Source organism: Cellulomonas sp. P2_B4 (assembly GCF_056404795.1).
The window spans coordinates 104,228-125,542 of the sequence record NZ_JBFUDI010000006.1; the positions used below are offsets into that span (position 1 = coordinate 104,228).

Annotated in this window: 22 protein-coding genes; 10 read left to right on the forward strand and 12 right to left on the reverse strand. The window is 72.2% G+C overall.

Features of this window, described 5'->3' with window-relative positions; genetic code table 11:
• Positions 1-79 precede the first annotated feature (79 nt).
• The 4 genes from AC1DZC_RS11900 (at position 80) to AC1DZC_RS11915 (ending at position 4,032) form a co-directional block, all read left to right on the forward strand.
• Positions 80-865, forward strand: a complete 786-nt coding sequence (locus AC1DZC_RS11900; RefSeq protein WP_477038634.1) for a fumarylacetoacetate hydrolase family protein — start codon at positions 80-82, stop codon at positions 863-865.
• A 282-nt stretch (positions 866-1,147) separates the two neighbouring features.
• A complete protein-coding gene (locus AC1DZC_RS11905; RefSeq protein ID WP_477038635.1) occupies positions 1,148-1,699 on the forward strand; it encodes a DUF2510 domain-containing protein in 552 nt (183 codons plus the stop codon).
• Positions 1,700-1,751: 52 nt separating this feature from the next.
• Positions 1,752-3,266, forward strand: coding sequence for a glutamate--tRNA ligase (gltX, locus tag AC1DZC_RS11910; RefSeq protein ID WP_477043413.1), 1,515 nt, complete (start codon positions 1,752-1,754; stop codon positions 3,264-3,266).
• Between the two features lie 13 nt (positions 3,267-3,279).
• Positions 3,280-4,032, forward strand: coding sequence for an HAD family hydrolase (locus AC1DZC_RS11915; RefSeq protein ID WP_477043414.1), 753 nt, complete (start codon positions 3,280-3,282; stop codon positions 4,030-4,032).
• Positions 4,033-4,077: 45 nt separating this feature from the next.
• Here the strand turns inward: AC1DZC_RS11915 and AC1DZC_RS11920 are convergent, their stop codons facing one another.
• From AC1DZC_RS11920 to AC1DZC_RS11945, 6 genes are read right to left on the reverse strand one after another with little or no spacing between them, the layout of a single operon-like run.
• Complete coding sequence (locus AC1DZC_RS11920) at positions 4,078-4,824, reverse strand: class I SAM-dependent methyltransferase (RefSeq protein WP_477043415.1); 747 nt, start codon at positions 4,822-4,824, stop codon at positions 4,078-4,080.
• A gap of 4 nt (positions 4,825-4,828) precedes the next feature.
• Positions 4,829-5,632, reverse strand: coding sequence for a histidinol-phosphatase (gene hisN / locus AC1DZC_RS11925; RefSeq protein ID WP_477038639.1), 804 nt, complete (start codon positions 5,630-5,632; stop codon positions 4,829-4,831).
• 35 nt (positions 5,633-5,667) lie between these two features.
• Positions 5,668-6,735 carry a ribosome small subunit-dependent GTPase A gene (gene rsgA, locus AC1DZC_RS11930; RefSeq protein ID WP_477038640.1) on the reverse strand — a complete coding sequence of 356 codons (1,068 nt, stop codon included), beginning with the start codon at positions 6,733-6,735 and terminating at the stop codon, positions 5,668-5,670.
• Positions 6,735-8,036, reverse strand: coding sequence for a 3-phosphoshikimate 1-carboxyvinyltransferase (gene aroA, locus AC1DZC_RS11935; protein ID WP_477043416.1), 1,302 nt, complete (start codon positions 8,034-8,036; stop codon positions 6,735-6,737). Before aroA ends, rsgA begins: the two co-directional genes overlap by 1 nt.
• Positions 8,037-8,046: 10 nt before the next feature.
• Complete coding sequence (locus tag AC1DZC_RS11940) at positions 8,047-8,547, reverse strand: DoxX family protein (RefSeq protein ID WP_477038642.1); 501 nt, start codon at positions 8,545-8,547, stop codon at positions 8,047-8,049.
• Positions 8,548-8,560: 13 nt separating this feature from the next.
• The gene (locus tag AC1DZC_RS11945) at positions 8,561-9,106 is read right to left on the reverse strand and encodes a ferritin (RefSeq protein ID WP_477038643.1); all 546 of its coding nucleotides are present in this window, start codon (positions 9,104-9,106) and stop codon (positions 8,561-8,563) included.
• A 152-nt stretch (positions 9,107-9,258) separates the two neighbouring features.
• On the opposite strand from AC1DZC_RS11945, the gene AC1DZC_RS11950 reads away from it, so the two are divergent.
• Both AC1DZC_RS11950 and rsrA read left to right on the forward strand, forming a co-directional pair.
• A complete protein-coding gene (locus AC1DZC_RS11950; protein ID WP_477038829.1) occupies positions 9,259-9,990 on the forward strand; it encodes a sigma-70 family RNA polymerase sigma factor in 732 nt (243 codons plus the stop codon).
• A complete protein-coding gene (gene rsrA, locus AC1DZC_RS11955; protein ID WP_477043417.1) occupies positions 9,990-10,301 on the forward strand; it encodes a mycothiol system anti-sigma-R factor in 312 nt (103 codons plus the stop codon). The genes AC1DZC_RS11950 and rsrA overlap by 1 nt, the downstream gene beginning before the upstream one ends.
• Before the next feature lie 49 nt (positions 10,302-10,350).
• Here the strand turns inward: rsrA and AC1DZC_RS11960 are convergent, their stop codons facing one another.
• Complete coding sequence (locus AC1DZC_RS11960; RefSeq protein WP_155859599.1) at positions 10,351-10,425, reverse strand: 50S ribosomal protein bL37; 75 nt, start codon at positions 10,423-10,425, stop codon at positions 10,351-10,353.
• 106 nt (positions 10,426-10,531) lie between these two features.
• Here AC1DZC_RS11960 and AC1DZC_RS11965 point away from each other — a divergent pair, with 106 nt between their 5' ends.
• From AC1DZC_RS11965 to AC1DZC_RS11975, 3 genes are all read left to right on the forward strand, one after another.
• Entirely contained in the window at positions 10,532-11,620 is a 1,089-nt protein-coding gene (locus AC1DZC_RS11965; protein WP_477038645.1) for a type IV pilus twitching motility protein PilT, read from the forward strand.
• Positions 11,621-11,758: 138 nt separating this feature from the next.
• Complete coding sequence (locus AC1DZC_RS11970) at positions 11,759-12,580, forward strand: DUF4097 family beta strand repeat-containing protein (protein WP_477043418.1); 822 nt, start codon at positions 11,759-11,761, stop codon at positions 12,578-12,580.
• Positions 12,580-13,194 (forward strand): PadR family transcriptional regulator, encoded by a 615-nt coding sequence (locus tag AC1DZC_RS11975; protein WP_477038647.1) that lies wholly within the window; start codon positions 12,580-12,582, stop codon positions 13,192-13,194. The genes AC1DZC_RS11970 and AC1DZC_RS11975 overlap by 1 nt, the downstream gene beginning before the upstream one ends.
• 20 nt (positions 13,195-13,214) lie before the next feature.
• On the opposite strand, the gene AC1DZC_RS11980 is transcribed toward AC1DZC_RS11975, so the two are convergent.
• Both AC1DZC_RS11980 and AC1DZC_RS11985 read right to left on the reverse strand, forming a co-directional pair.
• A complete protein-coding gene (locus AC1DZC_RS11980) occupies positions 13,215-13,817 on the reverse strand; it encodes a GDSL-type esterase/lipase family protein (protein WP_477038648.1) in 603 nt (200 codons plus the stop codon).
• Between the two features lie 220 nt (positions 13,818-14,037).
• Entirely contained in the window at positions 14,038-14,202 is a 165-nt protein-coding gene (locus tag AC1DZC_RS11985; RefSeq protein WP_477038649.1) for a hypothetical protein, read from the reverse strand.
• Positions 14,203-14,296: 94 nt separating this feature from the next.
• On the opposite strand from AC1DZC_RS11985, the gene AC1DZC_RS11990 reads away from it, so the two are divergent.
• Positions 14,297-15,253, forward strand: coding sequence for a GlxA family transcriptional regulator (locus AC1DZC_RS11990; protein WP_477038650.1), 957 nt, complete (start codon positions 14,297-14,299; stop codon positions 15,251-15,253).
• A gap of 53 nt (positions 15,254-15,306) precedes the next feature.
• Here the strand turns inward: AC1DZC_RS11990 and AC1DZC_RS11995 are convergent, their stop codons facing one another.
• The 3 genes from AC1DZC_RS11995 to AC1DZC_RS12005 form a co-directional block, all read right to left on the reverse strand.
• A complete protein-coding gene (locus tag AC1DZC_RS11995) occupies positions 15,307-19,128 on the reverse strand; it encodes a multifunctional oxoglutarate decarboxylase/oxoglutarate dehydrogenase thiamine pyrophosphate-binding subunit/dihydrolipoyllysine-residue succinyltransferase subunit (protein ID WP_477043419.1) in 3,822 nt (1,273 codons plus the stop codon).
• 258 nt (positions 19,129-19,386) lie between these two features.
• On the reverse strand, positions 19,387-20,457 hold the full coding sequence (locus AC1DZC_RS12000) for a HAMP domain-containing sensor histidine kinase (protein ID WP_477038652.1): 1,071 nt from the start codon (positions 20,455-20,457) through the stop codon (positions 19,387-19,389).
• Positions 20,454-21,245, reverse strand: coding sequence for a response regulator transcription factor (locus AC1DZC_RS12005; RefSeq protein WP_477043420.1), 792 nt, complete (start codon positions 21,243-21,245; stop codon positions 20,454-20,456). Before AC1DZC_RS12005 ends, AC1DZC_RS12000 begins: the two co-directional genes overlap by 4 nt.
• Positions 21,246-21,315: the final 70 nt, after the last annotated feature.

A 21,315-nucleotide genomic window follows, 5' to 3' on the forward strand; every position in this document is an offset into this window, starting at 1 on the left:
CTCACTCGATCGCGTCGGGTGAGATCTCCGGGCATCCGGGCGAATCTCGAACACTTCGGTCGCCCGACTACCCTGAGGCGTGCGCATCGCAAGGTTCACCACCGGGGGAGACCCCCGCTACGCCCTGGTCGACGGTCCCGCCGGATCCGAGGAGCTCGTGGTCATCACGGGCGACCCGCTCTACACGCCGGTGCAGCCCACCGGGGAGCAGATCCGGCTCGACGACGACAGCGTCCGGCTGCTCGCCCCGGTCATCCCGAGGTCCAAGATCGTCGGTGTCGGCCGCAACTACGCCGAGCACGCCGCCGAGATGGGCAACGAGGTACCGGCGGCGCCGCTCCTCTTCCTCAAGCCCAACACCTCCGTGATCGGTCCCGACGACCCGATCGTCCTGCCCGACTGGACCGAGCACGTCGAGCACGAGGCCGAGCTGGCCATCGTCATCGGCAAGGTCACCAAGGACGTGACCGCCGACCGCGCCCTGGACCACGTGTTCGGGTTCACGGTCGCCAACGACGTCACCGCCCGCGACGTGCAGCGCGCCGACAGCCAGTGGACCCGCGGCAAGGGCTTCGACGGCTCGTGCCCGATCGGTCCGTGGATCGTTCCCGGCCTCGACGTCGACGACCTGTACGTCCGCGCCCGCGTCAACGGCGACCTCAAGCAGGACGGCCGCACGTCGCAGATGATCTTCGACGCCGCCTACCTGGTGTCGTACGTCTCCGAGGTGTTCACGCTCCTGCCCGGCGACCTCATCCTCACCGGCACCCCGGCGGGCGTCAGCCCGATCGTGGACCGCGACATCGTCGAGGTCGAGGTGGAGGAGATCGGCGTCCTGAGGAACCCGGTCCTGCGCCGCCACTGATGGTCATCGACCACCACTCGCCGAGACCCCGATCCTGGCGAGGGTCTTCGTGCCGCGCGGAGTCGGCAACGGGTCGCTGACGACCGGCGGGTGGTGACGCACGTCGGGCGTTCGGCCGGCATGCGTCACGACGAGTCGCGGGCGGCTCGCGTTCCCGATGGGGTGAAGTGCGCGGCGCAGCGTGCCGATACGGGGTTGGGGGCGCCGACTCGGCGTACGGGCAGCGCACGTGGTCGGCTGCCTCGTCCTGCGTCGGAGATCACCTGAGCCAAGGATGAACGAATGAGCGTGCCGTACGGCCAGACCGAACCTTCCGTCGCTGCGGGCTGGTACCAGGACCCGCAGGGTGTGGCCGGGCACCGGTGGTGGGACGGGGCGCGCTGGACCGAGCACACGCAGCCGGCTGTGGCGCCTGCGCCCGAGCCGTGGACCGCCCCGATGGTCCCGGGCGGCTACGGGCACCCGGGCCACGCGAATCAGGTGTCGGCCTTCCCGGCGTCGGGGTACGGGTCTGCCCCGGCCTACCCGGGAGCCGTGACCGGATACCCGACCGCCGGCTGGTCCGGCCAGGCGGCGGGCCCGCTCACCAAGCCGAAGAACGGCCTCGCGACCGTGGCGCTGGTCCTCGGCATCCTCGTGCTCGGCGTCCTGCTCTTCCTGGGCTACGCGATCATCTCGGCCATCGCGATCCTCGTGGCGGTGCGCGCGATCAAGAACGCCCGTGGCATCAAGGCGGAGGGGTACCCGACGGCTGTCGGCATGGGTCGCGCCGTCACGGGGCTGGTCCTGTCGGGCATCGGAGCTCTTCTCTTCCTGCTGTCGTACCTGGGCTGATCGGTCCTGCGCCGCCACCGACCACCGAGGCAGCCCGACTAACCTGGAGCCTGTGACCTCCTCTGCTCCCGCGACTCCTGCCGTGCGCGTCCGCTTCTGCCCCTCGCCCACCGGTACGCCGCACGTCGGCCTGATCCGGACGGCCCTGTTCAACTGGGCGTACGCGCGCCACACGGGCGGCACGTTCGTGTTCCGCATCGAGGACACCGACGCGGCGCGCGACTCGCAGGAGTCGTACCTGCAGCTCCTCGACGCGCTGCGCTGGCTCGGCCTGGACTGGGACGAGGGCGTCGAGGTCGGCGGCCCGCACGAGCCGTACCGGCAGTCGCAGCGCTCGGACCTGTACGCCGACGTCGTGCGTCGGCTCGTCGAAGACGGGTACGCGTACGAGTCCTTCTCGACGCCCGAGGAGATCGAGGCCCGTCACCGGGCGGCCGGTCGCGACCCGAAGCTCGGCTACGACGGCGCGGACCGCGACCTGTCCGACGAGCAGAAGGCCGCCTACCGGGCGGAGGGCCGCGAGGCCACGCTGCGGCTGCGGATGCCCGACGACGACATCACGTTCACGGACCTGGTCCGAGGCGAGATCACGTTCCAGCCGGGCTCGGTGCCGGACTTCGTCATCGTGCGCGCCAACGGCCAGCCGCTGTACACGCTGGTCAACCCGGTCGACGACGCCCTCATGGGCATCACGCACGTGCTGCGCGGCGAGGACCTGCTCTCGTCGACCCCCCGCCAGATCGCGCTCTACCGCGCGCTGCTGGAGCTGGGTGTCGCCACCGTGATGCCCACGTTCGGTCACCTGCCGTCGGTGCTCGGCGAGGGCAACAAGAAGCTGTCCAAGCGCGACCCGCAGGCGGACCTGTTCCTGCACCGCGACCACGGCATGACGCCCGAGGGGCTGCTCAACTACCTCGCGCTGCTCGGCTGGTCGATCGGACCGGACCGCGACATCTTCACGATGGACGAGATGGTCGCCGCGTTCGACGTCGCGGACGTGAACCCGAACCCCGCGCGCTTCGACCAGAAGAAGGCCGAGGCCATCAACTCGGCGCACGTCCGCCTGCTCGCACCCGACGACTTCCGGGACCGCCTGGTGCCCTACCTGCACCGCGCGGGTCTCGTGCCGGCCGACTCGTACGCGGACCTGTCGCAGGAGCACCGGGCGCTCCTCGACGCGGGCGCCCCGCTGATCCAGGAGCGGATCACGCTGCTCGGCGAGGCCGTGGGCATGCTCGGCTTCCTGTTCGTGGCGGACGACGCGCTCGAGATCGCCGACGACGCCCGCGGGGCGCTGCGCGACGAGACCCCGGCCGTCCTGGACGCCTCGATCTCGGCGCTGGAGCAGGTCCCCGCCGCCGCGTTCACGACGGAGGCCACGCAGACCGCCCTGCAGGCCGCGCTGGTCGACGAGGGCGGCCTGGCGCTCAAGCCGCGGTTCGCGTTCACGCCGCTGCGCGTGGCGATCAGCGGCCGCCGCATCTCGCCGCCGCTGTTCGAGTCGATGGAGATCCTTGGCCGCGACGCGACCCTGGCCCGGCTCACCGCACTGCGCGCGACGGTCTGAGCAGCCCGTCGCCGTGAGCCTGCACCCCATCGACGGAATCCTGTTCGACATCGACGACACCCTGGTGGACACCCGGGGGGCGTTCGGCACGGCCCTGGCGACGATCGCCCGGCGCTACCTGCCCGACGTGACACCCGACCGGGACGCCGACCTGGTGACGTTCTGGCGGGCCGACGTGAACGACCACTTCGGTCGGTACACGCGCGGCGAGATCGGTCAGGTCGAGCAGCGGATGTCCCGCGCCAACGAGCTGCACGCCGAGTTCGGCGGGCCGGTCCTGGACGACGCCGCCTACGCCGCGTGGGACGACGTGTTCGACGCGAGCTTCCGCGACGCCTGGGCGGCCCACGAGGACGTGGACGGCGTCCTGGCGCGTCTGGTCGACGCGGGCCTGCACGTCGGCGCCCTGACCAACGCCGCGCTCGCGTACCAGACCGACAAGCTCGAGCGCACCGGCCTCGCCGACCGCGTCCCGCTCCTGGTCGGCGTCGACACCCTCGGGTTCGGCAAGCCCGACCCGCGCGTGTTCGAGGAGGCGTGCCGGCGGCTCGGCACCGAGCCCGCCCGGACGGCCTACGTGGGCGACGAGCTCGACGTCGACGCACGCGCGGCGCGGGCGGCCGGCCTCGTCGGGATCTGGCTGGACCGTCCGGGCGCGCGGCGGCTGCCGGTGCTGCCCCAGGACCTGGCCGCCGCCCAGGAGGCGGGCGTGCGCGTCATCGCGTCGCTCGACCAGCTGCCCGAGGTGCTGGCGCTCCAGGCGTAGTGCCGTCGTCCAGGGCCGATCGCCACGGCGCCGAGCGATGATGGCCTATCGCAGGCGGGACCGGTAGCACTCCGTGCGGTACGGCACGTCGATCACGTCGCGTCCGCGCAGGTCGGGGTGGGTCGCGACGAGGTCGTCGACCTCGTCGAGCAGCGCGTCGCGCTCGTCGTCGGGAAGCAGGAGAAGGTGGCTGCGGCTGTTGGCGAGCAGGCGCAGGTCGCCCGGGCGCAAGGGCTGCGTCCAGTGGAACGTCGCCCGCTCGACGTCGGTGAACGACGACCCGAAGACGGGGTCCCAGTACTTGAGCCCGGGTCCGAGGGTGTCGCCGCGGTGCACGATCTCCGTCCAGCGACCGACCCAGTCGACCGTGGTGTCGCGGATGTTCCAGATCGCGGCCACCTGCCCGCCGGGCCGCAGCACGCGGGCGATCTCGGCGGACGCCGCGGGCTCGTCGACCCAGTGCCAGGCCTGCGCGATCGTCACCGCATCGACGGACGAGTCGGGCAGGTCCATGGCCTCGGCGGTACCCGCGTGCGACTCGACGGACGGCAGGAGCGTCGTCAGCTCGGCACGCATCGCGTCCGACGGTTCGACGGCGACCACGTGGTACCCCAGCGCGACGAGGCGCTCGGTCAGCTTCCCAGTGCCCGCCGCCAGGTCGAGCACGTCGCGCGCGGACGCGGGCACGGACCAGCGGACCGCCTCGTCGGGGTACGACGGACGCGTCGCCCGGTACACGGCGGCCCCGGACTCGAAGGAGGACGCGCGGGCGCTGCGGTCGTCGGTGCTCACACGGTCAAGCCTGCGGCAGCGGGTCCAGCACGTCGAGCGCAGCCTGGTGCAGGCGGCCGTTGGACACGAGCGCGGACCCACCGAACGGGCCGGGCACGCCCCGGATCGAGGTGAACGTGCCGCCGGCCTCGGTGACGATGGGGACCAGCGCGGCCATGTCGTGCAGCGCGAGCTCCGGCTCGGCGGAGAGGTCCACGGCGCCCTCCGCGACCAGCACGTGCGACCAGAAGTCGCCGTACGCGCGGGTGCGCCAGGTGCGGCGCGTGAGGTCGAGGAACGGGTCGAGCAGACCCTGCTCCTCCCACCCCGACAGGCTCGAGTACGACAGGGAGGCGTCGGCGAGGCGGTCGACCTTCGACACCTGCAGCCGGCTCGCCGCAGCGAGCGACTTGCCGGTCCAGGCGCCCGACCCGACGGCGGCCCACCAGCGCCGGCCGAGCGCCGGCGCGCTGACCAGGCCCAGCACCACCTGGTCGCCGTCGAGCAGCCCGATGAGCGTGGCCCACACGGGCACCCCGCGGACGAAGTTCTTGGTGCCGTCGATGGGGTCGACCACCCACCGCCGCGGCCCGTGACCGGTGTCGCCCATCTCCTCGCCGTGCACCGCGTCGCGCGGGCGCGCCCGGGACAGCTGGCCGCGGATGACCTCCTCGGCCGTCTTGTCCGCGTCGGACACCGGCGTCAGGTCCGGCTTGGTCTCCACGTGCAGGTCGAGGGCCTTGAAGCGGGCCATCGTGATCGAGTCCACCTGGTCGGCGATGACGTGGGCGAGGCGCAGGTCGTCGTCGTACCCCGGGCGGATGCTCATGCCCGACACGGTATCGGCTGGCCCGTCGTCGCACGTCAGGGGCGCGCGGTCTCCCGCTGCTCGGGTTCGGCCGACCCCAGCCTGCTCGCCAGGAGCCGCCGGAACGACTCGAGGCGGGCTCCCCGCGCGGCCTTCGTGACCTCGTCCGGCGAGTCCTGCACCCACTCGTCGAGCGCGCAGTCGGGGGCGTCGTCCGCGTGCGTGCAGCCACGCGGGCACCCCTCGGCCACCGCGGCGAGGTCCGCGAACGCGCCCAGCAGGTGCTGCGGGTCCACGTGTGCCAGCCCGAACGAGCGCACGCCGGGGGTGTCGATGACCCACGTGGGCTCGCGTGTGCCGGGCACCCGCAGCGCGACCGCGGAGCTGGAGGTGTGCCGGCCGCGGCCGGTCACGTCGTTGACCACGCCGACCGCGCGCCCCGTGCCCGGGACCAGCGCGTTCACCAGCGTCGACTTGCCCACGCCGGAGTGTCCGACGAGCACGGACGTCCGCCCGTCCAGCGCGTCGCGGATCTCGTCCAGCCCCTCGATGACGCTCTCGTCCCCCCGGCTGCTCACGACGACCTGCACGCCGATCGGTGCGTACATGTCGACGAGCGTCGCGGGGTCGGCGAGGTCGGCCTTGGTCAGCGCGAGCAGGGCGTCCATGCGAGCGTCGTAGGCGGCGGCGACGCAGCGGTCGATCATGCGGGTGCGCGGCTCGGGGTCGGCCAGCGCGGTCACGATCACGAGCTGGTCGGCATTGGCGACGATGATCCGCTCGACCGGGTCGGTGTCGTCGGCGGTGCGGCGCAGCACGGTCCGGCGATCCTGGATGCGCACGATCCGCGACAGCGAGCCCTCGGCGCCGGACGTGTCGCCGACGATGTCGACGCGGTCGCCGGGGACCACGCGGTCGCGGCCCAGCTCGCGGGCCTTCATCGCGATGGCGACGCGCTCGTCGGGCCCGTCGGGGTCGACGAGGATCGCGTACCGGCCGCGGTCGACGGCGGTGACGAGGGCGACCTCGGCGTCGGCGTGCTCGGGGCGCTGCTTGGTGCGGGGGCGCGAGCCGCGACCGGGACGGATACGGACGTCCCGCTCGTCGTAGCGCCGTTGAGCCATCAGGCGGGCGTCCGGGTCCCCAGCAGCATGTCCGACCACAGGCCGACGAAGTCGGGCAGCGTCTTGGCCGTCGTCGCGACGTCCTCCACCTCGATGCCCGGCACCCGCAGGCCGATGAGCGCACCCGCGGTGGCCATCCGGTGGTCCTCGTACGTGCGCCACACGGCACCGGTCAGCGGCCGGGGCGTGATGACCAGGCCGTCCGACGTCTGCTCGGCCTGACCGCCGACGCGCGTGATCTCGGCCGCGAGGGCGGCGAGCCGGTCGGTCTCGTGCCCGCGCAGGTGCGCGATGCCGCGCAGCCGGGTGGGCGAGTCTGCCAGGGCGGCCAGCGCGGCGATGGTCGGGGCGATCTCGCCGGCGGCGTGCAGGTCCAGGTCCAGCCCGTGGATCGCGCCGGTCCCGCTGACGGTGAGCACGTCGCCGTCCAGGCTGGTCGTGGCGCCCATGCGCTCGAGGATCCCCGGGAGCAGCCCGCCGGGCTGCGTGGTGTGCGACGGCCAGCCCGGGACGCTCACGGACCCGCCGGAGACGAGCGCGGCGCACAGGAACGGCGCGGCGTTCGAGAGGTCGGGCTCGACGCGCACGTCGCGACCGGCGATGGGGCCCGGGGCGACCTGCCAGATGAAGGTCCGCGAGTCGTCCACCTCGACGCCGGCCTCGCGCAGCAGGGCGACGGTCATCTCGATGTGGGGCAGGCTCGGCAGCGTGCGCCCCGTGTGCCGCAGCGTGAGGCCGCGCTCGAACCTTGCCGCCGCGAGGAGCAGCCCGGAGACGAACTGGCTGGACTCCGACGCGTCGATGTCCACCTGGCCGCCGGTGAGCCGACCGCGCCCGTGCACCGTGAACGGCAGGTGCCCCGGCTCGCCGTGCTCCTCGACGCGGACGCCCAGGGCGCGCAGCGCGGTCAGCACCGGACCCATCGGGCGGGCCAGCGCGGCCGTGTCGCCGTCGAACCGCACCGGGCCGTCGGCCAGCGCCGCCACGGCGGGCAGGAACCGCATGACCGTGCCCGCCAGGCCGCACTGGATCGTCGCGCCGCCCGTCCGCGGCGCGGGCGTGACCACCCAGTCGCTGCCGTCCTCGTCGACACCCGTGCCGAGCGCGCCGAGCGCGGCCGCCATGAGGAGCGTGTCCCGCGACCGGAGCGCACCGCGCAGGCGTCCGGGACCGTCGCCGAGCGCGGCCAGCACCAGGTAGCGGTTGGTCAGGGACTTCGACCCGGGGACCTCGACGAGCGCGTCGAGAGGTCCGGCGGTGACCGGCGCCGACCAGAGGTCGACGGAGGGGGCGGATGTCATGGCACCCAGGTTAGTGGGCCTCCGACCGCTCCAGGCGCGCCCGCTGGACCCGCCAGGCGATGCCCGGTCGACCCTCGTAGTCGGCCGCCGCGAGCACGGCCCCGGCGGTGAAGGCCAGCGCCCGCACGAACCGCTCGCGCCGCGCCCTGCGCTCCAGCTTCGTCTCGGTGCCCTTCTTGCGGGGCAGGTTCACCAGGACCAGCGGTGCCGTCAGCGCGGCGAGTGCGAGGGCGGCGATCCGGGGCGCCTTGTTGAGCGAGAGCAGGATGCCCGCCCCCGCCAGCGCTGCGCCGTGCACCTGCACGACGGTCGTCAGCTGTCGGTCGGACAGCTCGTAGCCGATCACCTCGCCCGCGGGCCCCTGCCGCACCGAGGCCGGCAGGCGACCGAGCAGCGTGGTCAGGGCGCCCCGCGCCTCGTCGGCGTGGGCGGACGGATGGCGCACGACGTCCAGACCCTCCGAGACGAACCACGAGGCGAACAGCGGACGGGCCACACGGCGCAGCAGCACGGTCGTCTCCTTCTCAGAGGGCCCCGCCGGCGGCGGTCGGTGCGTCGGCGGACACGCCGCCGTCACCGATCTGCTCGCGGGCGACGTAGTTCTCGAGGTCGAACAGGTTGTCGCCGGCACGCGTGGCGACCGTCAGCAGGGTCGTCGCCGAGGCGACCTCCTCGACCTGCTCCTTGAGGAACCAGAGCAGGAACTGCTCGCCCAGCGCGTCGTTCTCGGCGCGGGCGGCGCGGAAGATCGCCTCGATCTGGGCGGTGACCTGCTTCTCCTGGGCGAGGGCCAGGGCGATCGGCTCGGTGACCTTGTCGAAGTCGTTGCGCACCGGGCTGCCGGCGGGGATCTCGACGGCGAGGTCCCGGTCGAGGAGGTAGCGCACGATCATGAGTGCGTGGTTGCGCTCCTCGAGAGCCTGCCGGTAGTAGTGCGACGCGAGCTGCGGCAGGTCCTGGCCGTCGAACCAGACGGCGATGGCGACGTACTGCTGGTGGGCGTCGAACTCGTGGCCGATCTGCTCGCGCAGCAGCCGCAGGTAGGTGGAGTCGTCCGAGATGGTCGTCATGCCCGCCACGCTAGTGCCGGTTCGACTCGTTGGCGACGCCGGGCCAGACACGGTTGCGCAGGTGGGACAGGGTGGGGAATGGGTCGCGTGCCAGCGCCGTTGTGCCTTCCGTGACCTGTTCCACCCTCGAGACCCGACCCACGACGCCCGCCCTGACCGGTTGGGCTCTCAGCGTCCCCACCGACAAGGCACAGGAGCCCGTTGTGGCGTGGCCCACGCCGGTCGGTGGCCCCTCGTTCGCGGGGCTAGGCTCGACCGCGATGAGCGAGGACACCAACCGCGCACCCGAGGCCGAGGACGACGCGGCCCGCACCGAGCGGTTCGAGGCAGAGGCGCTGGTCTACCTGGACCAGCTGTACGGCGCTGCCCTGCGCATGACGCGCAACCCGGCCGACGCCGAGGACCTGGTGCAGGAGACGTTCGCGAAGGCGTTCGCCGCCTTCCACCAGTACCGCCCGGGCACCAACCTCAAGGCGTGGCTGTACCGGATCCTCACCAACACGTACATCAACTCGTACCGCAAGAAGCAGCGTGAGCCTCAGCAGTCCCGCTCCGAGGAGATCGAGGACTGGCAGCTGGCGCGTGCGGAGTCGCACACGTCGGCCGGGCTCCGGTCCGCCGAGGCCGAGGCGCTGGACCACCTGCCGGACTCCGACGTGAAGGACGCCCTGCAGCGCATCCCCGAGGAGTTCCGCATCGCCGTGTACCTGGCCGACGTCGAGGGCTTTGCGTACAAGGAGATCGCCGAGATCATGGGAACACCGATCGGGACGGTCATGTCCCGGCTGCACCGCGGGCGAGCCCAGCTCCGCGAGATGCTGTCGGACTATGCGCGTGGGCGCGGACTCGTCGCCGCGGCCCCCACCACGCCGGAGGTTTCGTGATGAACGAGTGGGACGAGTCGGCCCCCGAGGACGCGTCGCCGACTTCCATGTACTCAGGCGCGTGCGGTAACAACTGCGCCGACGCGCTCGACCGGTTGTGGGAGTACCTGGACGCCGAGCTCGAGGCGCCCGACTCCGAGGTCATCCGCGCGCACCTGGCCGAGTGCCAGGGCTGCCTGGAGGAGTACGACGTCGAGGTCGTCGTGAAGAACCTGGTTCGTCGTGGCTGCCAGGAGGTGGCGCCGGACACGCTCCGCGTCCGCATCCACGAGCAGCTGACCGTCATGAGAGTGACGACGACGCTCGACTGAGTGCAACAAAGAAGGCCCGGTGCGGATGCACCGGGCCTTTCTCGTACCGTCAGGCGTTGGGACGGTTGCCGTGGTTCGCGGCGCTGCCCTTGCGGGAACGGCGCTTGCGGCCTCGCTTGCTCATGGGATCTCCTCGGTATCGACGCCAGCGCGCTGGCGCCGGACTCCACCCATGGTCCCACATCCCCAGGGTCCTCAAGTCATCGGGCCAGTTGTCCGATGACTACGGGGTGAGCCAGCCGACACAGTCAGTGATCCCGTTCCTGCACGCCCTCGCGAGCACGGGCGGCTCCGACCTGCACTGCAAGGTCGGCTCCGCGCCTCGCGTCCGCGTGGACGGCCGCCTGCGCAAGCTGCAGGTGCCGGACCTCAAGCCGGCCGACACCGAGCGCATGCTCGAGGAGGTCATCCCCGACGACCTCGTCGACCACTTCCGCACCAACCACGAGGCGGACTTCGCGTACTCGGTCCCCGGCGTGGGCCGGTTCCGTGTCAACGCGTACCAGGCCCGTGGCACCTACGGCCTGGTGTTCCGGCGGGTCGCCGTCGGCGCTCAGGCGCTCGGTGACCTGGCGCTGCCCGAGGTGATCGGCCAGCTGGCCCTCGAGCCTCGCGGTCTCGTCCTGGTCACGGGCCCGACCGGCTCCGGCAAGACGACGACGCTCGCGTCGATGGTCGACCTCATCAACACCTACAAAGAGGTCAACATCGTCACGATCGAGGACCCGATCGAGATCCTGCACCAGGACAAGAAGGCGATCGTCTCGCAGCGCGAGGTGCGCCAGGACACCGCCGACTTCACCGTGGCGCTGCGTGCCGCGATGCGGCAGGACCCCGACGTCATCCTCGTGGGTGAGATGCGTGACGTCGAGACCGTCCGTGCGGCCCTGTCTGCCGCCGAGACCGGCCACCTCGTGCTGTCGACGCTGCACACCATCGACGCGGCCGAGACGATCAACCGCGTCATCGACTTCTTCCCGCCGCACGAGCAGAAGCAGGTCCGCATCGCGCTTGCCCAGGCCCTGCGCGGGATCGTGTCGCAGCGCCTCGTCCGGCTGGCCGACGGCACCGGCCGGCGTCCCGCGATCGAGGTCATGATCAACACCGGCCGTACGCGTGACGCGATCCTCGAGCCGGCCGATGCGCCGCCGCTCATCGACCTCATCCGCGAGGGTGACTTCTACAAGATGCAGACGTTCGACCAGCACCTCTTCCAGCTGGTCCGCGACGACGTCATCACGTTCGACGAGGCGCTGTCGGCGTCCACCAGCCCGCACGACCTCACGGTCGAGCTGCGTCAGGCCGGCCTCGTCGGCTGACCCACCGAACGCTCCACCGGACGAGCCCGGACCCGCACAGGGTCCGGGCTCGTTCTGTCTCCCGGCACGGCTTGCCTTCCGACGAGACGCGATATAACGTGTTTGACGGAACGAGATATATCGCGAATGGAGAGCGTCATGGCAACCGAGTCGTGGGTCGTCGCCGGCCCGCAGATCATCGAGATCGAGGCGATCAGCACCCTGCAGGTCCAGCTGGCCGGGGGGCGTGTCGACGTCGTCGCGCACGACGGGCCGGGTGCCCGCATCGAGGTGCACGCGGTCGACGGGCGGCCCCTCGAGATCACGCTGTCGGGCGGTGAGCTGCGCGTCGGGTACCAGTTCACGCTGGGCGGCTGGGAGAGCTTCCTGGAGAAGTTCCGCAACTTCAGCGGCAAGGACCGCGCGGACGTGCACATCGCCGTGCCGCGCGAGGTGCGGGCCCGGGTCGGCACCGTGAGCGCCGACGGCCTGCTCGCCGGCGTCGTCGAGGACGCGTCGGTGTCCACCGTCTCGGGCACCCTCATCACCGACAGCACCCGCGGTCGGCTCGGCGCCAAAACGGTCTCCGGTGAGATCGTCGTGCGCGACCACCGCGGCGACCTGCGGCTCAACTCCGTGTCCGGCGAGCTGGCGGCGTCCGGAGAGCTGAGCCTCGTGCAGGCCAACTCGGTCTCCGGCTCGCTGACGCTCGACGTGCACTCCGGCACCTCCAGCGTCACCGCGTCGACGGTCTCGGGCGACGTCACCGTGCGCCTCCCGGCAGGCAAGGGTGTCCAGGTCAAGGCGAAGTCCGTCTCCGGGCGGCTCGTCGTGGACGGCGAGGAGTACAAGGGCTCGTCGCCCGGCCAGCGCAAGGTCGACCTGCGCTCCGGCGACGGCGCGTGCTTCGTCTCGGCCAGCACGGTGTCCGGTCACGTGACCGTGCTGCGGGGCTCCGGCGTTGCCGACGGGGTGGCCTGATGATGGCGCCGGTCTTCGCCCACGGACAGCTGCGGCTCTACCTGCTGTCCCTCCTGGAGTCCGGGCCCAAGCACGGCTATGAGCTGATCACGGACCTGTCGGACCGCTTCGGCGGCACCTACCGGCCGAGCCCCGGGACGGTCTACCCGCGCCTGGCCCGGCTCGAGGAGGAGGGCCTGGTCGTGCGGGTCGACGAGGAGCGCAAGAGCACGTATGCGCTCACCGACGCCGGTCGCGCGGAGCTCGAGGCTCGTCGCGGTGACCTCGCCTCGCTGGAGGAGGGGATCGCCGAGTCGGTCCGCGAGCGGGCCGCCCAGGTGCGCGACGACGTCCGCGGCTCGATGCGCGGGTTGCGTGCGGACCTCGCCGCGGCCGCGCAGAAGGCCCGCGCCGACGCCGTGCCGCACCACCCGGACGCCAGCGCGGCCGACGCTCGGACCACCTCGCACGTGCGGTGGGTCGACGCCGAGGTCATGCTGCAGCGGTTCCGCGACGAGATCCGGGCGGAGCTGCGCAAGGCCGACGCCCAGGGCAAGGTCGAGCAGCTCACGGTCGACACCCTGCGGACCGTCCTCGACACCGCGCTGACGGCCGTGCGGGGAACGTTGCGATGACCCTGTGGGACCGGTGGCGCTCAGGCGCCGCCGTCGTCCGGCAGACCCAGCCACGTGTGCCACCCGGTGTGCAGCACCAGCCACGCCATGAGGCCGTAGCCGGCCTGCCCGGGCAGGATCCCGTCGCCGGCCGCAAGGTCGCCGAGCCACTGCTCGTGCGAGGCGAGCGGGGTGAACGTGTCGACGAACGGCACGCGCCGCCGGGTGGCGACGTCCGCGAACGCCGCTGACAGGTCGCCGAGCTTCTCGGCATCGGCGGTGCTGCCGGGCGGGGGGCCGACGACGAACGCCGGGATCCGGCGCTGCTCGGCCACGTCGAGGATGTTGGCCAGGTTGAGCCGGCTGCGCGCGAGCGACAGGCCCGCGGCCACGTCGGCCCGCCCGAGCGCGACGACCAGACGGTTGTCGGCCTCGGGGGAGAAGCGGCGCGTGACCTCGTCGTCCCAGCGGGCGCCGAGGCCCGTGCTCGTCTCGCCGGGCACCGCGAGGGCCATGGCGATCAGCGGGTCAGCCGTCGGCGTGCGTGCGGCCACGCGGCCCAGCCAGCCCAGACCCTTCGGGTCGCCCGCGCCGGCCACGAGCTCGTCGCCGACCACCGCCAACCTCAGCGGCAGCTCGCCCACGTGTGTCACCTCTCGTCGCCCGTCCGGTCGCGCGACCGTCACCGACGACCGCACCCTCAGTGTCTCAGGGCTGCGCGAGGACGCCCGGTTCATCGCCGGGCCTGTCGCGCCCGACCGCCCGGCCGCGCACGCGTCGAGGGCGCCCGGGCCGTGCGACGGCGCCCCCTGCTACGGGCGCCGTCGCGGCGGCCGGGCGCCGTCGACGGTCGAGGCGACCGGGTCAGCCTGCGGTGCGGAACGGGTGGCTCGGGAGGTCCGTCGACCAGTCGGTGTGCGACGACGGCGGCGGGGTGGTGCCGAGGCCGTCGTGACGGAGGGCGACGACGAGGCGGGCGACCAGGACGGCCGCGACGGTGAGTGCGAGGACGATCCAGAAAGTGGTCATGGCAGAAAGTCTGCGCCCAGGCACATCGCGCCACGAGTGGCAGAAGTGCCGTAGACCGTTGACTTTCTGCCACGCGGCTCCGCATGCTGGGGACATGCTCCGATCCGTCGCCGCCATCGCCCTGCCCAACGTCGCACCGTTCGAGCTGGGCGTCGCCTGCGAGGTGTTCGGCATCGACCGTCGCGACACCGGCGGACCGGTCTTCGACTTCGTCGTCTGCGCCAACGAGCCCGGCATCATCCCCTCGAAGGGCAACGGCTACTCGATCGTCGTCGAGCACGGGCTGGAGGCCACGCAGGACGTCGACCTGGTCATCGTCCCGGCGTACGGCGACGTCGGACCGGTGCCGGAACCGGTGCTCGAGGCGCTGCGGGCGGCCCACGCGCGCGGCGCCTGGGTGCTGAGCATCTGCAGCGGCTCCTACGCGCTCGGCGAGGCCGGTCTGCTCGACGGGCGCCGCTGCACCACGCACTGGATGCACGCGAGCGGCCTGGCCCAGCGGTTTCCCGAGGCCCGCGTCGACCCGACCGTGCTCTACGTCGACGACGACCGCGTCATCACCAGCGCCGGCACGGCCGCCGGCATCGACGCGTGCCTGCACCTCGTGCGCCGCGAGCTCGGCGCCGCGATGGCCTCGGCGGTCGCCCGCCGGATGGTCGTCCCGCCGCACCGCGACGGCGGCCAGGCGCAGTTCGTCGACACCCCGCTGCCGTGCGACGCCGACACGCTCGCGCCGCTGCTGGCCTGGATGATGGACAACCTCGAGACCGACCTCACCGTGCCCGACCTGGCCGCCCGGGCGTTCGTCTCCGAGCGCACGTTCGCCCGCCGGTTCCGCGCGGAGACCGGTACGACGCCGGCCGCGTGGGTCACCCGGCAGCGCGTCGTGCGCGCGCAGGAGATGCTCGAGCGGTCCGACGCGAGCATCGAGGAGATCGCCCGGCTGTGCGGATTCGGCACCGCGGCCGTGCTGCGGCACCACTTCGCCCGCACCCTCGGCACGAGCCCGCAGGCCTACCGGCGCACGTTCGCGCTGAGCCCGGTCGGCTGAGGCCCGCACGACGAAGGCCGCACCCCGAGGGGCGCGGCCTTCGTCGCAGGGCGTCAGCGCTGGAAGGCGGTCTCCACCAGGGAGGCCTGCTGCGCCTGGTGCTTCTTGGCGGACCCGATGGCCGGCGACGCGGACTCGGGGCGCGAGACGACCCGCAGCGTGCGGCCGAGCAGCTGCGGCAGGTGCATGGACAGGAACGTCCACGGCCCCTGGTTGCGCGGCTCGTCCTGCACCCAGAGCAGCTCGGCGCCGTCGAACGGTGCGATCGCCGCACGGGCGGCGTCGCCGTCGAGCGGGTAGAGCTGCTCGACCCGGACGATCGCCGTGCGCTCGTCGCCGGACTTCACGCGCTCGGCGAGCAGGTCCCAGTAGACCTTGCCCGAGCAGAGCAGCACGCGGTCGACCTGCCCGGCCTTCGCGGCGGCGAGGTCGTCGCCGATGACCGTCCGGAACGTCCCCGTGGTGAAGTCCTCGATCGCCGACGACGCGGCCTTGAGGCGCAGCATCGACTTGGGGGTGAACACCACCAGCGGCTTGCGGGGGCGGTCGTAGGCCTGGCGGCGCAGCAGGTGGAAGTGCGACGCGGGCGTCGACGGCTGCGCGATCACCATGTTGTCCTCGGCCGCGAGCTGCAGGAACCGCTCGATGCGGGCCGACGAGTGGTCGGGTCCCTGGCCCTCGTAGCCGTGCGGCAGGAGCAGGACGACCGACGAGCTCTGGGCCCACTTCTGCTCGGCCGCCGAGATGAACTCGTCGATGATCGTCTGGGCGCCGTTGACGAAGTCGCCGAACTGGGCCTCCCAGAGGACCAGCGCGTCGGGACGCTCGACCGAGTAGCCGTACTCGAATCCGAGGCAGGCGTACTCGGACAGCGACGAGTCGTAGACCCAGAACTTGGCCTGGTCGGCCGAGAGGTAGAGCAGCGGCGTCCACTCGGCGCCCGTCTCGCGGTCGTGCATGACCGCGTGGCGCTGGACGAAGGTGCCGCGGCGCGAGTCCTGCCCGGCGAGCCGGACGGGCGTGCCCTCGACGAGGAGCGAGCCGAACGCGAGCAGCTCGCCGTAGCCCCAGTCGATGCCACCCTCGCGGGTCATCTGCTCGCGCTTGGCCAGCAGCTGCGCCAGCTTCGGGTGGACCGTGAAGCCCTCCGGCGGACGCACGTGCGCCCGGCCGATCTTCTCGAGCGTGCCGGCGTCGACGGCGGTCTTCCAGCCGACCATCACGCCAGCGTCCTCGAGCTGCGACTCCGGCCGCTCCAGACCCCTGACCGCCTCGGCGGGCGGGGCGTAGCCGTCGTCGCGGGTCTCGGCGAACACGCGCTCCAGCTGGTTCTGGTAGTCCTGCAGCGCCTGCTCGGCGTCGGAGATCGTGAGGTCCCCGCGTGCCACCAGCGTCTCGGTGTACAGCTTGCGCACCGAGCGCTTCGCCTCGATCAGGTTGTACATGAGCGGCTGCGTCATCGAGGGGTCGTCGCCCTCGTTGTGACCGCGGCGGCGGTAGCAGACCATGTCGATGATGACATCGCGGTCGAACTGCTCGCGGTACTCGAACGCGAGCTCGGCCACGCGCACGCACGCCTCGGGGTCGTCGCCGTTCACGTGGAAGATCGGCACCTGCAGGCCCTTGGCCACGTCGGTCGCGTACTGCGAGGAGCGCGACGACGACGGACCGGTGGTGAAGCCGACCTGGTTGTTGATGATCACGTGGATGGTGCCGCCGGTGCGGTAGCCGCGCAGCTGCGCCAGGTTGAGCGTCTCGAACACGACGCCCTGGCCCGCGAAGGCCGCGTCGCCGTGGATGAGGATCGGCAGCACGGAGAAGCCGTCGCCGCCCAGGTCGATGCGGTCCTGCTTGGCGCGGACGATGCCCTCGAGCACCGGGTTCACGGCCTCGAGGTGCGACGGGTTCGCGGCCAGGTAGACCGAGGTCGTCGCGCCGGACTCGGCGGTGAACGTGCCCTCCGTACCCAGGTGGTACTTCACGTCGCCCGAGCCCTGGACCGACTTGGGGTCCTGGTTGCCCTCGAACTCGCGGAAGATCTGGGCGTAGGACTTGCCGGCGATGTTGGCCAGCACGTTGAGCCGCCCGCGGTGGGCCATGCCGATGCCGACCTCGTCGAGACCGTTGTCGGCCGCCTTGGACAGGATCGCGTCGAGCAGCGCGATGACGGACTCGCCGCCCTCGAGCGAGAACCGCTTCTGGCCGACGTACTTGGTCTGCAGGAACGTCTCGAACGCCTCGGCGGCGTTGAGGCGGCGCAGGATCCGCAGCTGGTCCTCACGCGGGGTGCGCGTGTACCCGGACTCCAGGCGCTCCTGCAGCCAGCGGCGCTGCCGCGGGTCCTGCAGGTGCATGTACTCGCTGCCCACGGTCCGGCAGTAGGAGTCGCGCAGCAGGCCGAGCACCTCGCGGAGCTTGGCGCGGGGCTTGCCGCCGAAGCCTCCGACCGGGAACGTGCGGTCCAGGTCCCACAGGGTCAGGCCGTGCGTCTGCACGTCCAGGTCCGGGTGCTTGCGCTGGCGGTAGGCCAGCGGGTCGGTGTCGGCCATGAGGTGGCCGCGCGAGCGGTAGGAGTGGATCAGCTCGGCGATGCGGGCGGGCTTGATGGCCTCCGCGTCGGGGTCGGCCGACTCGCGGACCCAGCGCACCGGCTCGTACGGCACGCGCAGGGCGGCGAACACGCGGTCGTAGAACCCGTCCTCGCCGAGCAGCTTGCGGCCGATGATCCGCAGGAAGTCGCCCGACTGCGCGCCCTGGATGATCCGGTGGTCGTACGTCGAGGTGAGCGTCAGCACCTTCGAGACGCCCATCTTGTTCAGCGCCTCCTCGGAGGTGCCCGCGAACTCCGCCGGGTAGTCCATGGCGCCGACGCCGACGATCGTGCCCTGGCCCTGCATCAGGCGGGGGACCGAGTGGACGGTGCCGATGGTGCCGGGGTTGGTCAGCGAGATCGTCGTGCCCGCGAAGTCGTCGACCGTCAGCTTGTTGCCGCGCGCACGGCGCACGACGTCCTCGTACGCGGTCCAGAAACCGGCGAAGTCGAGGGTCTCGCACTTCTTGATCGACGGGACGAGCAGCTGGCGCGTGCCGTCCGGCTTGGCCAGGTCGATCGCGATGCCGACGTTGACGTGCGCCGGCGTCAGGATGCTCGGCTTCTCGTCGGCCAGGATGTAGGACGCGTTCATCGCCGGCATCTCGGCCAGCGCCTCGACCATCGCGAACCCGATGAGGTGCGTGAAGGAGATCTTGCCGCCGCGCCCGCGGGCGAGGTGGTTGTTGATGACGATGCGGTTGTCGACCATCAGCTTGGCCGGCACGGCCCGCACGGAGGTGGCCGTCGGGACCTCGAGGGAGGCCTCCATGTTGGTGACGACGCGAGCGGCCGGGCCGCGCAGCTTCTGGATGTCGTCGGTGGCCTCGTCGGCCGCGTCCTCGTGCGGGGCGCGCTGGGCGACCTGCGCGTACGGCGCGGTCGACGGCTGGGCGGTCGCGATCGGGGACGTCGTCGTGGGCGGCTCGACGAAGGTGGGTGCGGGGGCGACGTGCGCGCCCTGGGCCCGCACCGGCGGCGGGATCTGCGCGGGGGCGACGAGCGGCGTCGCCTTGGTGGTCGCGGGAGCCACGGCGGGGACAGCTGTGCCGTTGGTCGGAGGCGGTGCGCTCGTCGTGGTCGCCGCCGTGCCGTTCGAGCCGGACGAGGGGGTGGCCGCGCCGTTCGTGGTGGACTCCTCGGGCTTGTAGCCCTCGAAGAAGTCCCACCACGCGGGGTCCACCGCGTTCTTGTCCTTGAGGTACTGCTCGTACAGCTCGTCCACGAGCCACTCGTTCGCACCGAAGACGGCGCGCGCCGAGTCGGGATCGGCCTTCTGGGTCACGCTGGGATCGCCCACTTCCGCTGCGGTCCGAGACCGCGTCGCTGCTGGTTCTGTTGATGACAACACTACGGCCTGGACGCCTCCCGACCTGCCTCAGGACGCCTCATCGGACGGGATCCGCGCGTGTCTTCACCTTGCCGACACAGCCGGGTCAACGCGGGGCAACGGGGCAGTTCGGCGGACCTCAAGGCGAGGTTGTCGGCGGCCCTGCGAGGTCATGGTTGTGCACGATCGTGCGAAGGGGGTGAACCGGGCGATTCACCCCTGCTTGGCGGGCAGCGTGACGCGCATGATGCAGCCGACGTCGGAGTCCGCGACCTCGATGCGGCCGCCGTGCAGGTCGACCGCCCAGCGGACGATCGCGAGGCCCAGCCCGGTGCCCCCGGTAGACCCCTGGCCCGTCAGCGCGGGGCTGTTCCCGCGCACGAACCGCTCGAACACGTGCGCCCGCTGGTCGCGCGCGATGCCGGGCCCGTGGTCGACGACGTCGATCCGCACGTCACCGCCGACGACCGACGCCTCCAGGCGGACCTCGTCGTCGTCGGGGGAGTGCCGGACCGCGTTGTGCAGCAGGTTGGCGATCACCTGGTGCAGCCGGTCGGGGTCGGCCGGCACCGTGAGGTCCTCGGGCACGACGACCACCGGGAACCGGAGGCGCTTGGCGGCGCCCACGAGCATCGCGCCCTCGGCGGCCTCCTCCAGGAAGTCGCTCAGGCGCAGGTCGCTGATCTCGAGGTTGACGTCGCCGGCCTCGAGGCGCGAGAGGTCGAGCAGGTACGTCACGAGCCGGCCCAGCCGCTCGGTCTGCGCGAGCGCGGCCTGCATGGTCACGGGGTCGGGCTCGCTGACCCCGTCGACGATGTTCTCCAGCTGGGCCTGCAGCGCGGTCACCGGCGTGCGCAGCTCGTGCGAGACGTTCGCGACGAGCTCGCGGCGGAACGTGTCCGCCTGCTCGAGGTCGTCGGCCATCGTGTTGAAGGCGCTGGCCAGCTGGCCGACCTCGTCGAGGCTCGTGGCCTGGACCCGCTGGCTGTAGTCGCCGGACGCCATCCGCCGCGCGGCGGACGTCATCTCTCGCAGCGGGGAGGTCATGCCGCGGGCCAGGACCTGGGTCACGACGAGGGACCCGATGATCGCGATCGGCAGCGTGCGCGTGGGCCCGAGGTGGAAGTAGGTCAGACCGATCCAGGTGATGAACGCCGCGGCGACCACGGTGGCCGCCACCAGGATCCCGAGCTTGATCTTGATCGAGCGGAAGCGGTCGAGCGGTCGCACGTCCGGGATCCGCGGGCGGGCGAGCTCGCCACGGACGTGCCGGGGTGCGTTCACGCGCCCTGGGTCGCCGGGCCGTCGGAGACCGGGTCGCCGGATCCCTCCTCGATGGGCTCGAACGCGTAGCCCACGCCGTGCACCGTGCGGATCAGGTCGGGACCGAGCTTGCGACGCAGGGCCTTGATGTGGGAGTCGACCGTGCGGGTCCCGCTGGCGTCCACCCAGTCCCACACCTCGGCGAGGAGGCGCTCGCGCGTCAGGACGGTGCGCGGGGAGGCCGCCAGGGCGAGCAGGAGGTCGAACTCGGTCGGCGTCAGGTGGACCTCGGTGTCACCGCGCGTCACGCGGCGCTGCGCACGGTCCACGGTGACGTCCCCGAAGACCAGCGGCGGGTCGGGCTGCTCGGCGGCGGCCATCTCGACGGCGCGCGCGGCCCGCTCGGTGCGGCGCAGCAGAGCCTTGGTGCGCGCGACGAGCTCGCGCATGGAGAACGGCTTCGTCATGTAGTCGTCGGCGCCGACGCCCAGGCCGATCAGCATGTCGGTCTCGTCGTCGCGCGCCGTGAGCATGAGCACCGGGACGGGCCGCTCGGCCTGGATCCGCCGGCACACCTCGAGCCCGTCGATCCCGGGCAGCATCACGTCGAGCACCACCACGTCGGGGCGCAGCCGGCTCGCGGCCGCCACCCCCGCCAGCCCGTCGCCCGCAGACTCGACCGACCAGCCCTCCGCGGAGAGCCGGTGCACGATCGCCTGCGCGATCGCCGGCTCGTCCTCCACGACGAGGACGGTCGTGGAGCCGCCGGCTCCGGGTGCCGACGTCGGCCCACCGTTCACGTTCGCCATGCCGTCAGCGTGGCACACGGTGCGAGGAATGACGCTGCCACCTCGCCGTCAGACCCTGCGCCGCGGCCGC

Coding starts and splice junctions, on each gene's coding strand:
- AC1DZC_RS11905 (WP_477038635.1), top strand. CDS start 1,148: ATGAGCGTGCCGTACGGCCAGACCGAACCTTCCGTCGCTGCGGGCTGG.
- hisN (WP_477038639.1), bottom strand. CDS start 5,632: ATGAGCATCCGCCCGGGGTACGACGACGACCTGCGCCTCGCCCACGTC.
- rsgA (WP_477038640.1), bottom strand. CDS start 6,735: ATGGCTCAACGGCGCTACGACGAGCGGGACGTCCGTATCCGTCCCGGT.
- aroA (WP_477043416.1), bottom strand. CDS start 8,036: ATGACATCCGCCCCCTCCGTCGACCTCTGGTCGGCGCCGGTCACCGCC.
- AC1DZC_RS11945 (WP_477038643.1), bottom strand. CDS start 9,106: ATGACGACCATCTCGGACGACTCCACCTACCTGCGGCTGCTGCGCGAG.
- rsrA (WP_477043417.1), top strand. CDS start 9,990: ATGAACGAGTGGGACGAGTCGGCCCCCGAGGACGCGTCGCCGACTTCC.
- AC1DZC_RS11970 (WP_477043418.1), top strand. CDS start 11,759: ATGGCAACCGAGTCGTGGGTCGTCGCCGGCCCGCAGATCATCGAGATC.
- AC1DZC_RS11975 (WP_477038647.1), top strand. CDS start 12,580: ATGATGGCGCCGGTCTTCGCCCACGGACAGCTGCGGCTCTACCTGCTG.
- AC1DZC_RS11985 (WP_477038649.1), bottom strand. CDS start 14,202: ATGACCACTTTCTGGATCGTCCTCGCACTCACCGTCGCGGCCGTCCTG.
- AC1DZC_RS11990 (WP_477038650.1), top strand. CDS start 14,297: ATGCTCCGATCCGTCGCCGCCATCGCCCTGCCCAACGTCGCACCGTTC.
- AC1DZC_RS12005 (WP_477043420.1), bottom strand. CDS start 21,245: ATGGCGAACGTGAACGGTGGGCCGACGTCGGCACCCGGAGCCGGCGGC.